Origin of the sequence: Lentilactobacillus otakiensis DSM 19908 = JCM 15040, assembly GCF_001434145.1 — a bacterium.
In the GTDB taxonomy this organism is placed as follows: Bacteria; Bacillota; Bacilli; order Lactobacillales; family Lactobacillaceae; genus Lentilactobacillus; species Lentilactobacillus otakiensis.
Genome location: NZ_AZED01000013.1, coordinates 68608 through 82277 on the forward strand (window position 1 = coordinate 68608; position 13670 = coordinate 82277).

At 41.9% G+C, this 13670-nt stretch carries 16 protein-coding genes; all 16 read right to left on the reverse strand.

Annotated elements, in window-relative coordinates:
• Window positions 1-81 precede the first annotated feature (81 nt).
• Window positions 82-3828 carry a KxYKxGKxW signal peptide domain-containing protein gene (locus tag FD05_RS06245; RefSeq protein ID WP_020281129.1) on the reverse strand — a complete coding sequence of 1249 codons (3747 nt, stop codon included), beginning with the start codon at window positions 3826-3828 and terminating at the stop codon, window positions 82-84.
• A gap of 210 nt (window positions 3829-4038) precedes the next feature.
• Window positions 4039-4431, reverse strand: coding sequence for a 30S ribosomal protein S9 (gene rpsI, locus FD05_RS06250; RefSeq protein ID WP_013728473.1), 393 nt, complete (start codon window positions 4429-4431; stop codon window positions 4039-4041).
• 13 nt (window positions 4432-4444) lie between these two features.
• Window positions 4445-4888 carry a 50S ribosomal protein L13 gene (gene rplM / locus FD05_RS06255; protein ID WP_039932834.1) on the reverse strand — a complete coding sequence of 148 codons (444 nt, stop codon included), beginning with the start codon at window positions 4886-4888 and terminating at the stop codon, window positions 4445-4447.
• Between the two features lie 126 nt (window positions 4889-5014).
• Window positions 5015-5809: a tRNA pseudouridine(38-40) synthase TruA gene (gene truA / locus FD05_RS06260; RefSeq protein ID WP_039932866.1), complete on the reverse strand. Its 795-nt coding sequence runs from the start codon at window positions 5807-5809 to the stop codon at window positions 5015-5017.
• Window positions 5810-5819: 10 nt separating this feature from the next.
• Window positions 5820-6617: an energy-coupling factor transporter transmembrane component T family protein gene (locus FD05_RS06265; protein ID WP_020281126.1), complete on the reverse strand. Its 798-nt coding sequence runs from the start codon at window positions 6615-6617 to the stop codon at window positions 5820-5822.
• Entirely contained in the window at window positions 6610-7485 is an 876-nt protein-coding gene (locus FD05_RS06270) for an energy-coupling factor ABC transporter ATP-binding protein (protein WP_020281125.1), read from the reverse strand. The genes FD05_RS06265 and FD05_RS06270 overlap by 8 nt, the downstream gene beginning before the upstream one ends.
• Complete coding sequence (locus tag FD05_RS06275) at window positions 7455-8288, reverse strand: energy-coupling factor transporter ATPase (RefSeq protein ID WP_020281124.1); 834 nt, start codon at window positions 8286-8288, stop codon at window positions 7455-7457. Before FD05_RS06275 ends, FD05_RS06270 begins: the two co-directional genes overlap by 31 nt.
• A 179-nt stretch (window positions 8289-8467) precedes the next feature.
• Entirely contained in the window at window positions 8468-8851 is a 384-nt protein-coding gene (rplQ, locus tag FD05_RS06280) for a 50S ribosomal protein L17 (RefSeq protein WP_020281123.1), read from the reverse strand.
• A gap of 28 nt (window positions 8852-8879) precedes the next feature.
• Window positions 8880-9830, reverse strand: a complete 951-nt coding sequence (locus tag FD05_RS06285) for a DNA-directed RNA polymerase subunit alpha (protein WP_020281122.1) — start codon at window positions 9828-9830, stop codon at window positions 8880-8882.
• Window positions 9831-9923: 93 nt separating this feature from the next.
• Window positions 9924-10313: a 30S ribosomal protein S11 gene (rpsK, locus tag FD05_RS06290; RefSeq protein ID WP_020281121.1), complete on the reverse strand. Its 390-nt coding sequence runs from the start codon at window positions 10311-10313 to the stop codon at window positions 9924-9926.
• Between the two features lie 25 nt (window positions 10314-10338).
• Window positions 10339-10701: a 30S ribosomal protein S13 gene (rpsM, locus tag FD05_RS06295; RefSeq protein WP_013728482.1), complete on the reverse strand. Its 363-nt coding sequence runs from the start codon at window positions 10699-10701 to the stop codon at window positions 10339-10341.
• 24 nt (window positions 10702-10725) lie between these two features.
• A complete protein-coding gene (gene rpmJ, locus FD05_RS06300; RefSeq protein ID WP_013728483.1) occupies window positions 10726-10845 on the reverse strand; it encodes a 50S ribosomal protein L36 in 120 nt (39 codons plus the stop codon).
• 36 nt (window positions 10846-10881) lie between these two features.
• Window positions 10882-11100 (reverse strand): translation initiation factor IF-1, encoded by a 219-nt coding sequence (infA, locus tag FD05_RS06305; protein WP_003559541.1) that lies wholly within the window; start codon window positions 11098-11100, stop codon window positions 10882-10884.
• Between the two features lie 124 nt (window positions 11101-11224).
• A complete protein-coding gene (locus tag FD05_RS06310) occupies window positions 11225-11875 on the reverse strand; it encodes an adenylate kinase (RefSeq protein ID WP_191980525.1) in 651 nt (216 codons plus the stop codon).
• Between the two features lie 44 nt (window positions 11876-11919).
• A complete protein-coding gene (gene secY, locus FD05_RS06315; RefSeq protein ID WP_020281119.1) occupies window positions 11920-13236 on the reverse strand; it encodes a preprotein translocase subunit SecY in 1317 nt (438 codons plus the stop codon).
• Window positions 13236-13670 carry a 50S ribosomal protein L15 gene (gene rplO, locus FD05_RS06320; RefSeq protein WP_020281118.1) on the reverse strand — a complete coding sequence of 145 codons (435 nt, stop codon included), beginning with the start codon at window positions 13668-13670 and terminating at the stop codon, window positions 13236-13238. The genes secY and rplO overlap by 1 nt, the downstream gene beginning before the upstream one ends.

A 13670-nucleotide genomic window follows, 5' to 3' on the forward strand; every position in this document is an offset into this window, starting at 1 on the left:
TAATCTCAATAAAAACCACTTCTCAGGACAGAAGTGGCTTTTATTATACAAAAGTGTTTGATTAAGATGGTTGAGACATATCTACCCATGCTTGCGTTTCATGATCGCTTTGCCAAGAATACCTGCCAGCGCAAGGATTACCAGTCCTAATACCGTAAACTGTGCCTCGTTTTGCTCACCTGTTTGTGGTAACATCGCCGCTCTCTGAAGCTTGGTGTCTGTTGCTTGATCGGCAGCGTCACCGTTCGGTGTTTGGCTGTCTGTATTTGAACTGTGAGCCCCTGTGAAATCGGTCGCCTTCATACCAGATTGGCGACCAGTATTTTCTTGAACACTGCTTTGAGCGTTAGCCTCGTCTACCACATTATTCTCGGTAGTGTTGCCATCATGCGTGTCGTTATCCGAATTTTCTGACTGCTGATCAGTTCCTCCAGTAATCACCGATTGCTCAGTGCTGATTTGAGAATTACCAGGTGTCTGGCTGGCAGTTTCAGACCCTGAATTATTACCTGGAATCGCAGGTGTTTCAGTCCCGTGGTTTCCATTTGGTGTCTCCCCGTTGTTGCCGGAATGGCCGGGTGTGTTTGGCATATATCCATCATCTGGAATGGTTGGTGTATCTGGTGTGTGCCCATCCCCGGGATTACTTGGTTTGTCTGGAATATTGCCGCCTTCATTTGGATCAACTGTTGGGGCAACAGAGTCGTTTAAACTAATTAAAGGTGCTTGTCCAAAAGCAATTGTCTCAAATGTTGGCGCAAGATTCTCACCACTTAGATAAGTGAGCGTTGTCAACTTGACGGGTTGAGAAATTTGATTAGGTGAAACCAATCCAGTTGGTTGAGAAGCAGTGTCAACTGTCCCCAATGGGTTGATGGGGATGGTAACATCGGCGATTTTCTCAGTTGCTTTCGGTGAATCAGGAATCAAGCTTTCGTCAATCCCAGTGGTCAGATAATATAAAACGATTTGAGTTGTCTGACTTGGGTCTCCACCTAAACGAGTGTCGTTATCCATGAGTTCCTGTAAAGGATCATCAGTGACGAAGGTATAGATCTTATCTGTTCCCTGCATCTCTAACCCGGAGTTGGATGGCTGATAAATCCCGTAACCCGCTAAATAATACGTTTTCCCATCATCAAAATAATTAACCTTCGGATCAACCTCTATCTGGGTTTGTCCGGCGATTCCCAGGGTAATATCATAAAACAACCCTGGTTCCAACAATCGTTCCAACATTTCCTTGGTTACTTTATGTGAATGGTCTGTTGGTAGGTTGCCAGCGGCTTTCAACTCCCGTTCGCTATAAAATTCAGTCCGGTTGAAACGAATATCATCCATATTGGTCCCAATGACCTGACTCCAATCACCATCGGTAAAATGTACCAAAAGCACAATCGACTGGCCGCTTCTAGTCCGATATGTGGCGTGACTTGGATAAAAGCCATCGGTACTATTCACATCATCTGTAACGATTAACTTTTTAACGGCGTCATTTTGAGATTTATCAGCTGCTAAACCTGCTAATACGGTTACCATTTTGCTATATTGGGTTGTAAAGCTTTGAACATCATCGGTTAAGGCATTGGCATCAGCCTTAATGAGATCGATGGCGGTGCCTAACTCAGGATTAATTTGCTGACTACCGGACACTTTTTGGTTATATTGGCTAATTGCATTCTGAAAATCGGTAAACACTTTTTCATAACTCGTCTGTGCATCATTCGTTGTTTGATCAACTGCAAAAGTTGTGTATGTCTTCCCGAATTTCTCAATCGTCTCTGTTACTGTTTTAAAATCTGTCTGAGTGCCGTTGATTGCATCAATATAGGCATAGTCAGCCTTGGCCAAGGTTTCGGCATTGACACTGATTTGTGGATAATATAATGCCCAACGTCCATCTTGAGTCGCTTCAGCAATGGTTTGGTCCCATTGCGCAACCGCAGCCTGTTGAGCAGCTGCCAATTCATTGAGCTGATTGACTTTCGCCTGCAATGCGTCAGTTGCCTGAATAACATCACCAATATACGTGACTTGATCCAGATTGGCAGCCATTGTCACAGCGTTAGTGTGGCTGATGGATTGGTCATTATTCTCAAAATTGGATTCGAGTTGTTTTAGCTGGTCTTGGAAGCGCTGCCATTCAGAGCCTGAAGTGCTGTCCTGGAATCCATCTGCAGCAATAATGGGACTGTTATGCGTATCAGCATTATACAAATCCAATGCCGACTGATAGTCAGCAAGGCTTTGATTATATTGATCATTATCCTCACCGAATTTGGCTAAGGCATTTTTTACCCGATCTTGACTTTCAATCACCGTATTAGTGATTGCAGTCAATTCATCAACCGTCAATTGCGTGTCATGGATCTTTTGATTGTAAGTGTCGGAGGCTGCTTTCCATTCATCGATGGCCTGGTTTAAGACTGATAAACTTTGGTTGGCAGTTTCATAATCTGTCGTTGCAGACTGGTACTGATTAAATGCATTATTCTGAACGGCAGCTGAGTTGGCATCTTTTACAAAGTTGATGAAAGCTGTCTCGGTTGGATTTTGTTTTCCATCTGGCTGAGTAGCATCTTCATTTGAATTAATTGTTGAGATGTCAGTTTGTTGAGCATTGTGCGTGTTGTTGTAAACAGTTGCCAAAGAGTTGTAGGCATCCTTCGCCTGGTCATACTTTTCCTTGGCAGTTTGAAGGGCTGCTAAAGCAGTTTGATTATCATCAATATTACCCGCGTTGGCGGCTTCTGAGACAGCCTTAAGCTGTTCATTCAAATGATCGGCAGCTGTTAGCAACTGTGCAGCAGCATCGCGCACACCAGCAACAACGTGCTGATTTTGCTGGTCCTGGTTTAACTTAGCCAACTGGGAATTGATCTGGGAAACATAATCATTAACTAACTTGGTATAAGATTCCAAAGTAGCCGTTTGGTCCTTGCCGTCAAGTGTCACTTGCTTAATTGCATTTGGTTGCGGCTGATGGGCCATCCTATCCAATGTGTTTTGGTAATCAGTAATTGCCTCATTTACCGTTCCAAGATTACCTGAAACGTTTTCGGCAGTTTCTTTGAGCTGATCCGCCAATTGGTTGATTTGATTCAGCCAAGAGGCATCACTTGGCTTCGGGTTTTTCAGCAATTCATTTAATTGAGTTGCCATTTCATTTGCTTTGGCAGCTGAATCATTGGCTTTGCTGGTCTCGGCTTTGGCAGTGGACTCAGCTTCTGCCTGAGCTTTAACTGGCTGTTCTTCAGACTGAGTAGGATTGGATTGACTCACGGTTTTGTTAACTGTCACATTCTGTGATCGTTGAGTCGTTGTAGATGAAGTTTCTGTGACTTGTGAATTCGTCGTTTGTGAGTTTGTGGTTTGCTTGTGAGTAACCGTCGCCGTTGGCTGAGCTTTTGCCGTGTCAGGGGTCTTGGTGTGAACAGCATACTCGGTATTGTCGACAGGTTGGGCTGGCTGTTGACTAACCGATTCTGTCCTTTCCGTAGCTGGTGTGGTTACCGTCTGAGTGTTTTGAGTCGTAGTTGTCTGTTGTTGAACGGCCTGTGACTTTTCAGGATTAGCTGATTGTCCTGTTGCGTTCACATCTGAGGTCGTTTGGCTATCGCTTGATAAATTCTGGCTTGTCTGGTCTTCGTTTGCTATGGATTCTGTAGGCGTTACTTGGGTGGTTGTATCCGTTTCAGCGGCACGAGTGCCAGTTGGCATTCCTGCTAAACTAACCTGAATCCCGGCAAACGCAATTCCGGCAATCAGCCAACGTTTGCCAGCTTTGTATAACTTAAATCGCTTTTTAATAACCTGTGTTTGTCCCATAATATACCTCCTGCTAATTGTCAACCCCTCTTTTACAAATACACTTTAACATGAGATTATCAGAATTATCCACAAGTATGACTTATATTTATATTATTAGTATTATACTAATAATTACTTTTTGGTTAATGGCATGGCAATTAAAAATCGTCGGAGAAAATAAAAAACACCTCTCCGAAGAGAAGTGTTTGTAATGAAACAATATAAATTTTAACGCTTTGAAAATTGTGAAGCTTTACGAGCCTTTTTAAGACCTGGCTTCTTACGTTCTTTCATACGAGCGTCACGGGTTAACAAACCTGCACGCTTCAATGGTCCACGGAAGTCGGGATCAACGGCAAGCAATGCACGAGCAATTCCATGACGAGTTGCTCCAGCTTGTCCGGAGAATCCACCACCATTAACGTTAACCAAGGTATCATAGTTACCTAAAGTCTCAGTAACGTTGAATGGTTGCACAACAACTTCACGCAAGTTAGCAAAAGGAATGTAATCTTCAATTGCTTTGTCATTCATGATAATTTTTCCAGTTCCGGGTACCAAACGTACTCGAGCAACTGAATCTTTACGACGGCCAGTGCCGCGATATTGTACTTGAGCCAAAGTGAATTCCTCCTTAAATTAGGTTATTAATGTCTAATACTTCTGGTTTTTGAGCTTGATGATCGTGTTCAGGACCTGCATAGACATGTAACTTCAAACCAATTTTATGACCTAATGTTCCATGAGGAAGCATTCCTTTAACGGAAGTTTCAATTAACTTTTCGGGATTCTTAGCACGCAAATCACCGGCAGTTCGTTGCTTCAAGCCACCAATAAAGCGACTGTGATGATAATAGATCTTGCGAGTGTCTTTGCGACCAGTCAGACCTACTTTACTTGCATTAATAACAATCACATTGTCCCCAGTATCAACGTTGGGTGTGAATGTCGGTTTATTCTTACCTCTTAAAATTGATGCTACTGCTGATGATAAACGTCCAAGAGATACGTCTGTTGCGTCAACAACGTACCATTTACGTTCTACTTCACCAGGTTTTGCCATATAAGTTGTACGCACTGTATATTCCTCCATTGTTCCTGTGTTTGTTCGACACCAAATAAGATTCCGGGGCTTATCGTGGGGCAAACAATACCAATTAACATAATACAAATTATTCCCATGAAAGTCAATCAGTTTCACAAATTAACGTTGTCGTTTTGGTAATTTTGTTGGATGTTTAGGATCTTCACCCTCATAATACACTTTTTTGAGATATAAACCGGACGCTGGCATTGTTCGTCTGGCCTGATCACGGTCCTTGACGTCGTATAAGCGCAATATATCGTGCTCAGGGCGCATTTGGGACCCAATCTCAACAACTACCCCAACCATGATTCGAACCATGTTGTAGAGGAAGCCATTGCCATAGAACTCAAGCCGAATTTCATTGGCATCTTTCTCAAGTGATGCGTTTGCTTCATAAATTGTTCGAACATTTGAGCGGGCAGTTGATCCTGATGCAACAAAGCTTGAAAAATCATGTTCACCAATAAAATCATTCATTGCGGTTTGAACTCGCTCAATATCAATTGGAAAACGCCAATTACCAGTATAGTTTCGTTTAAACGGATCCTTAAATTCTCCCAAATCTAAACGATAGACGTACCGTTTTCCAGAGACATCATAGCGTGCATGAAAATCATCAGATACTTTCTCAGCTTTTTTAATTTCCATATCAAGGGGCAATAGACTGTTGAGTCCCCGATAAATCGCCTTGGTTGGCAAATCAAACGGAAAATCAAAGTGGACTACCTGACCAAGGGCATGAACGCCAGCGTCTGTTCTGCCAGACCCGTAAACAACGATCGGGGGATCAGGGTTCTTCGCCATGATATTGACTTTTTGGGTGATGACACCCTCAATTGTTCTTCGCTTGGGCTGCCGTTCAAAGCCACTGAACAGCGTGCCATCATATGCTAATGTCACTTTGTAACGAATCTTGATCACCTCAATTATTTCTTATGAATAAAACAAGGACACCAACCAGCAGAAAGGCCACCCAGCTAATGGTGTCTTTTCTCTGCCAACGATATACCCGATATTTACTGCGATGCTCGCTGTCGGTAAATCCACGAGCTTCCATCGCGGTTGACAAATTTTCCGCGTGATTAATCGCACCGGTGAACAGTGGGACTAAGAGTGGAACCGCCGCTTGAATCCGATGCTTTAAGCTCCCGGAACCAAAGTCCACCCCTCTTGATCGCTGAGCATTAAGAATTGTTTCCATTTCATCCATTAACGTTGGCACAAATCGTAACGCGATTGAGAGCATTAACGCGAGTGTATCAACGGGAAAGTGAACTTTTTTAAGCGGCTTTAAAACCGTCTGGACCCCATCCGCAATTGCCAATGGCGTTGTAGTCAAAGTCAAAACGGTGGAAATCATAATAATCAGTAAAAATCGAACAAAGATGTAGCCGCCATTAATCAAACTGGTATCACTCACAGAAAACGGTCCAAAATGCCAATAAACATGCCCACCACTGCTGAATAAAATCTGCAGTAAAACGGTGAAAATAATCAACCAGATCAACGGTCGAATGCCTTTCAAAAAATAACCAATTGAAACTCCAGACATGACGACCACAATCAGAATCAATACGCTCAACGAGGCATATGTCCAAACATTATTCGCGAAAAAGATCACGATCACGAAGTAAAAGCTCAGCATCAGCTTGGATTGGGGGCTCATTTGATGGACCCATGATTTGCCGGGCAAGTAACGGCCAAAAAGAAAATTACTCATGTTCCTGCCCTCCTTGGACCAGCTGGGCGATTTCGTCAGCGAGTTTCTCAATCGTTAAAGGCGTATGCCTCAGCGGCACCCCTTCGTCCACCAAGCGAGTTGCAAATTCTGCACTGCTCGGCAAATCAAGGTGCATGCTGTAAACCCACTGAGGATTAGAAAAGATTTCTTGAGGATTCCCATGTTTCACAATTTTTCCCTGATCCATCACAATCACGTCAGACGCGTAATCAACCACGTCATCCATTTGGTGGGTAACGAGAATGATCGTCATATGTTGTTGATCGTGAAGTTCTTGTGCCAGATCCATGATTTCTTTATGACCGCGAGGATCCAAGCCAGCTGTGGGTTCGTCAAGAATCAAAATTTGAGGCTTCATTGCCAAAACACCGGCAATTGCCACACGTCTCATCTGACCGCCAGAAAGATCGAAGGGTGATTTTTCACTAAGGTTCTCGTCCAATCCGACTAACTTCATCGCATCTTCAGCATCCCGCCTAGCATCTTGTTCAGATACGCCGTAATTTTTAGGGCCAAACATAATATCTTTAATTACCGTTTCTTCGAAAAGTTGTTTTTCAGGAAATTGAAAAACCATGCCGACATGCTTACGAAGTTGTTTTAAATTCTTATTAGTGGTGTTTGGATTAATGGTGCGACCATATACGGCAATCTCCCCAGTAGTTGGCTTAAGCAGCGCGTTAATGTGCTGTACCAGCGTCGATTTCCCACTCCCGGTATGTCCGATGATCGCTGTAAAAGACCCAGGAGCAATTGTCACCGATACATTGTCGAGTGCATCTTGGGCAAATGGGGTATTTACTTGGTATGTGTGGGTTACTTGGTTGAAATTAATTTCTTGATCCATGTGATTAACCTCTCGTCATTGAGATATTGGCTATGCGAGTCGATTCCACGTGCTTTAAGTGCTGTCATTAGTTGGGAAGTGAAGGGTGCCGATAAGCCAATCGATTCCAATTTTTCAATGTCGCCAAAAATGTTATCAGGTTTGTCCTCTTCGACAATGGCACCATTATTAACAACGATTACCCAATCTGCACCGGCTGCTTCGTCAATATCATGCGTGATCGAAATAACCGTTAGCTTATTTTGCTTTTTTATCTCATTAACAAGACTGAGAATTTCCTGACGACCACGCGGATCGAGCATACTGGTTGCCTCATCCAAAATGATGATCTTGGGGCTGAGAGCAACAATGCCGGCAATGGCGACTCGTTGTTTCTGTCCACCTGATAAATTGGCAGGAATTCTGTCTCGAAATTCCCACATGCCAACCTGGCGCAAGCTTTTTTCAACAATTCGATGCATTTCTTCACGGGGAACCTGACGATTTTCAAGCCCGAACGCAACATCATCTTCGACGGTCGCACCAACAAATTGATCTTCTGGATTCTGAAATACCATTCCGATTTTGTTGCGAATCTCAAAGATATTCTCATCGTTAACAGTTAAACCATCGACAACGATTTGCCCTGATTTTAATACGATTAGTCCATCAATCAATCTTGCAAGGGTACTTTTCCCACTACCATTTTGTCCAATAATTGCGGTCCATTCACCTTCGTGAACATCCATTGATAGTTTATCAAAGAGCAGGGGCTGATCTGGGTAATTAAATGAAATGTTTTTGATTTGAATAATGTCTTTCATGATATTCCTCGAGTCGTGCTGTGTGTTTGTATGTACAAAAAAATCACTTACAGGTAATCGGTGCATGAGATAAGTCCCACATTCAAACTAGACTAGGAACTATGTTCCACCATCATAACGTTCTATACCAAAAACCTGAGTGATTCTCGTGATAAATATGTGATTTGGTTTAATACTAGTTAGTCAACTAACTCTAAAATGACCATTGGAGCACCGTCGCCACGACGAGGCATGGTCTTCAAAATTCGTGTATATCCACCATTACGATCAGCATACTTTGTAGCTAATTCGCCAAATACTTTTTGCAAAGCAGTAGTAACGTTAATGTCGTCACCATCTTCTTTAACATCAGCAACAACATCACGAACAAATGATGCAGCTTGACGACGGGCGTGTAAATCGCCACGCTTACCAAGTGAAATCATCTTGTCGGTAGTTGAGCGAACTTCCTTAGCTTTAGCTTCAGTGGTGATGATTTGACCATGAATGATCAATTCAGTAGTCAAGTTACGAAGTAATGAGCGACGATGTGCACTACTACGTTGTAATTTCCGATAACCCATAATTGGATGTCCTCCTTCTTTATCTTTATTAGTCTTCTTTACGAAGTGAAAGGCCCAAAGCAGCAAGCTTTTCTTTAACTTCTTCAAGTGACTTACGGCCAAGATTACGAACCTTCATCATATCAGCTTCGGTCTTCTCTGTAAGCTCTTGAACAGTATTAATGCCGGCACGTTTAAGACAGTTGTATGAACGAACTGAAAGGTCCAATTCTTCAATTGTCATTTCCAACATTTTTTCTTTGTGGGTTTCCTCTTTTTCAACCATGATTTCGGTATTCTTAGCTTCATCAGTTAAGTCAACAAACATCTCTAAATGTTCAGTTAAGATCTTAGCTGCCAAACTAACGGCCTCACTTGGGGTGATTGAACCATCAGTCCAAATATCCAAGGTAAGCTTATCAAAATCATCACGTTGACCAACCCGTGTACTTTCAACCTGATAGTTGACACGTTCGATTGGGGTATAAATAGAATCGACGGGTAGCACACCGATAGGCATTTCAGAACTGCGCTTCTTGTTTTCAACAGCTGAAACGTACCCACGACCTTTGTTGGCAGTTAACCGCATGTGGAATGTGGCACCTTCAGCAACGGTTGCGATGTGCAAATCAGGGTTCAGAACAGTTACATCACCGTCAGCTTGAATATCACCGGCAGTAACGTCAGCAGGACCAATTACATCGATTTCCAAATTTTCTTCTTCATCTTCTGGCCCATCTAATTTCAAAGAAATTTTCTTAACATTCAAGATAATTTGAGTAACATCTTCGACAACACCTTTGATCGTCGAAAATTCGTGCAGAACATCATCAATCTGGATACTTGTAACCGCAGCACCTGGAAGTGATGATAATAATGTACGTCTCAGTGAATTTCCGAGAGTTGTACCATATCCACGTTCGAGCGGTTCAACGACGACTTCCCCAAAATTACTAGTTTCTTCAATTTTATGAATGTTAGGCTTTTCAAATTCAATCATTCTTATCATTAACCCCTTTCAAAACGCGTGAGTCTTCATGCAAAATATCAATATGCTTAAACAAAGTAATATTCACTATATTGAATGTCTTAATTAAACTCGACGACGCTTTGGAGGACGAGAACCATTGTGAGGTACCGGAGTAACATCACGAATAGCAGTAACTTCTAGTCCAGTTGCTTGGAGTGCACGGATAGCAGACTCACGGCCTGAACCAGGTCCTTTAACAGCAACTTCAACGGACTTCATGCCATGTTCCATTGATGCTTTAGCAGCAGCTTCAGCAGCCATTTGTGCTGCGAAAGGTGTTGACTTACGACTTCCACGGAATCCTAATGCACCAGCAGATGACCAAGAAACCGCATTTCCAGTGGTGTCGGTAATCATAACTAAAGTATTGTTGAATGTTGAATGGATATGTGCAACACCGGCAGCAATATTCTTTTTAGCACGACGTTTACGACTTGTCTTTTTATTTACCATAAAAACTGATGACCTCCTTCTTTAATTATTTTCTTCTACCAGCAGCAACTTTGCTACCTTTACGAGTGCGGGCGTTGTTCTTGGTATGTTGACCACGAACTGGCAGTCCACGACGATGACGCATTCCACGATATGATCCAATTTCTTGGAGTCGTTTAATGTTCATACTTACTTCCCGACGTAAGTCACCTTCGATTTTAAGATCGCCGACAACTTCACGGATTTTGTCTTCTTGGTCTGGTGTTAAATCACGAACACGAACATCCTCAGAAACTCCAGCTTTAGCTAAAACTTTTTGAGCAGTTGTGTTACCAATACCAAAAATATAAGTTAAACCGATAACAATTCGCTTGTCACGGGGTAAATCAATTCCGGCAATACGAGCCATTGAGCATACACCTCCTGTTTATGTTTATTTACCTTGGCGCTGTTTGTGCTTTGGGTTTGCTGAGCAAATAACCATTACTCGGCCTTTTCTTTTGATGATCTTGCAATGTTCACACATTTTTCGTACTGATGGTCGTACTTTCATTTTTAACCCTCCTCGAAAAAAAATGACGAAAAAGGACTACTTAAATCTATAAGTAATACGTCCTTTAGTTAAGTCGTAAGGAGACATTTCAACCGTAACCTTGTCACCAGGAAGGATTCGAATATAATGCATCCGAATCTTACCAGAAACATGGGCTAGGATTTCATGCCCGTTTTCAAGTTCAACTCGAAACATTGCATTGGGCAATGTTTCAACAACTTTTCCTTCGACTTCAATAACATTATCTTTAGCCACTCAATTACACCTCCAATGTTAAATTAGATTGAATAAATTAAATTAATCTTGACAAACCTTTGACAGTTTAACACATTCATTATATTTCATCAATCTAACTGACTCAACACATAATTAGTTAGGCTTAGAGTGTGCTTAGAATTTTATCAACATTTTGCCAAACTTCGTCAATGTCTTTGCTTCCATCAACATTGAATAGAAGATCGCGATCCTTATAGTATGCAATCAATGGTGTATTCATCTTAACGTTTACTTTAAGACGGTTTTTAACAGCTTCGGGTTTGTCGTCCTCACGCTGGTAAAATTCATGCCCACCACAGACATCACACGTTCCTGGAACTTTAGGCATGTGGTACAACTTATGATAAGTTGCACCACATTTCTTACAGATGAATCGGCCTGACAAACGCTCAGTCAACAGCTTAGGATCAACATCAATGTTGATCACAGCTGTAAGCGGCTTGTCTAAGTCCTTAGTCATTTGAGACAATGCATCTGCTTGCTCCAAGGTTCTTGGATAACCATCTAATAAAAAGCCGGGCTTTGTATCAGCTTGAGATAATCGTTCTTTCACAATTCCGTTGGTCACTTCATCTGGAACCAAATTTCCTTTATCAGTGAATTCTTTCGCCTTAACCCCAAGAGGTGTGCTATTAGAAATCGCATCACGGAACATGTCTCCGGTTGAAATGTGAGGAACATGATACTTATCCACAATAAATTGTGCTTGAGTACCCTTCCCTGCGCCAGGCAATCCCATTAATATCAAGTTCAATGACATCTAATTTTCCTCCTTGTCAATAGTTGGATTAGTTGAAATTAATCATCAGTTGGTCGATTTTCATGGATGAAGCCAACATACTCACGCTTCATCATTAACCCACGAATCTGACGAATCGTTTCAATTGCAACACCAACAACGATTAGTAGACTAGTTCCACCCAAACCAATTGATTCGTCCAAGTTCCATAAGTTTTGTGCAATCAGAGGGATCAAAGCAACCACCCCTAAGAACAATGCACCTACAGTACTTAACTTCATCAATAAGTCTGAAACATAAGATTGTGTCTCATGTCCTGGCCATACACCAGGGATGTAACTACCTTGCTTTTGCAAGTTCTCAGAAAGTTTTTCTGGGTTAACTTGAACAAATGCATAGAAGAAAGTAAACATGATAATCAGAATTGTATAGAAAGCTGCACCAGTTGGTGTCTGCATATTAAACAAATTGTTTAATACTTGGAACCAGGTTGCAGTTGAATAATTGTTAGTGAACGCCATCAATATAGTTTGAGGAGTTGCAATGAATGAACTTGCAAAGATAACTGGAATAACACCGGCAACGTTAACTTTTAGTGGAAGATAACTGCTGTCTGGCGAACCAGAAACTCTTCTAGTATATTGAATAGGAACTCGTCGTTCAGCTTGTTGAACCCAAGTAACAAAGGTCACGATAACCAGAACAATGATCAGTAATGCAACCGCAAAAAGGATTGGTTGCCACAAATCTGCTCCGGTAACACCAACAAAGTACTGTGTCCACAATGACTGAAGGCCAACAGGGATTCGAGCAATGATACCTGCAAAGATAATCATTGAGATTCCGTTTCCTAAGCCTCGTTCAGTAATCATGTCACCCATCCAAGTTGTTAACATTGTCCCACCAGTTAAAATTAATCCGATGATCACAAACGTTTTAATACTAGGATTCTGAACAAGATTTAAGCTACTCAACTGATTAAATCCGGCGGTAATTCCAACGGATTGGAAAAATGCCAGGATCACAGTTAAATATCTTGTATGCTGATTCAACTTACGACGTCCAACTTCACCTTGTTTACCCCATTCAACATATCGCGGAACGATATCCATCTGAAGCAACTGGATGATAATTTGTGCTGTAATGTAAGGGGAAACTCCCATTGCAAAGATTGAATAGTTGGTAAGTCCACCACCACTAAAGGTGTTTAAAATACTAACTAATCCAGAAGATGCAACGGATGTTAATGCTTTGGCATTGATCCCGGGAACAGTTATGTATGCTCCCAATCGGAATATAACTAGGACAAACAAAGTGAAAAGCATCTTATTACGAATATCTTTTACTTTGAATGCTTTTGCTAAAGTCGAAAGCATTAAACCACCTCGATTTTACCGCCCGCATTTTCAATTACGGATTGTGCAGATTTTGAAAATTTGTTAGCTTTAACGGTCAACTTTTTGGTCAGTTCACCTTCACCAAGAATCTTGATGCCTGACTTGGCATTATTAACGATTCCTGATTGTTGAAGCAATTCCGGAGTCACTTCAGTACCGTTGTCAAAAGTTTCAAGCTTAGCAACATTAACAACAGCATATTCCTTACGGTTGATGTTGTTGAATCCACGTTTAGGAATTCGACGATACAATGGCATTTGGCCACCTTCGAAACCTACACGAGTCTTGCTACGAGCCTTTTGACCCTTTTGGCCACGTCCAGCAGTCTTACCTTTACCGGCAGAACGGCCACGACCTTTACGAGTACGTAATGAACGAGAACCTTCAGCAGCCTTCAATTCATTTAATTTCAT

Excerpts from the sequence above, each read along its gene's own strand:
- rplQ (WP_020281123.1), bottom strand. The coding sequence starts at position 8,851 with ATGGGTTATCGGAAATTACAACGTAGTAGTGCACATCGTCGCTCATTA.
- FD05_RS06265 (WP_020281126.1), bottom strand. The coding sequence starts at position 6,617 with ATGAGTAATTTTCTTTTTGGCCGTTACTTGCCCGGCAAATCATGGGTC.
- rplO (WP_020281118.1), bottom strand. The coding sequence starts at position 13,670 with ATGAAATTAAATGAATTGAAGGCTGCTGAAGGTTCTCGTTCATTACGT.
- FD05_RS06285 (WP_020281122.1), bottom strand. The coding sequence starts at position 9,830 with ATGATTGAATTTGAAAAGCCTAACATTCATAAAATTGAAGAAACTAGT.
- FD05_RS06270 (WP_020281125.1), bottom strand. The coding sequence starts at position 7,485 with ATGGATCAAGAAATTAATTTCAACCAAGTAACCCACACATACCAAGTA.
- secY (WP_020281119.1), bottom strand. The coding sequence starts at position 13,236 with ATGCTTTCGACTTTAGCAAAAGCATTCAAAGTAAAAGATATTCGTAAT.
- FD05_RS06275 (WP_020281124.1), bottom strand. The coding sequence starts at position 8,288 with ATGAAAGACATTATTCAAATCAAAAACATTTCATTTAATTACCCAGAT.
- rpsM (WP_013728482.1), bottom strand. The coding sequence starts at position 10,701 with ATGGCTCGTATTGCCGGAATTGATTTACCCCGTGACAAGCGAATTGTT.
- rpmJ (WP_013728483.1), bottom strand. The coding sequence starts at position 10,845 with ATGAAAGTACGACCATCAGTACGAAAAATGTGTGAACATTGCAAGATC.
- rpsK (WP_020281121.1), bottom strand. The coding sequence starts at position 10,313 with ATGGTAAATAAAAAGACAAGTCGTAAACGTCGTGCTAAAAAGAATATT.
- FD05_RS06245 (WP_020281129.1), bottom strand. The coding sequence starts at position 3,828 with ATGGGACAAACACAGGTTATTAAAAAGCGATTTAAGTTATACAAAGCT.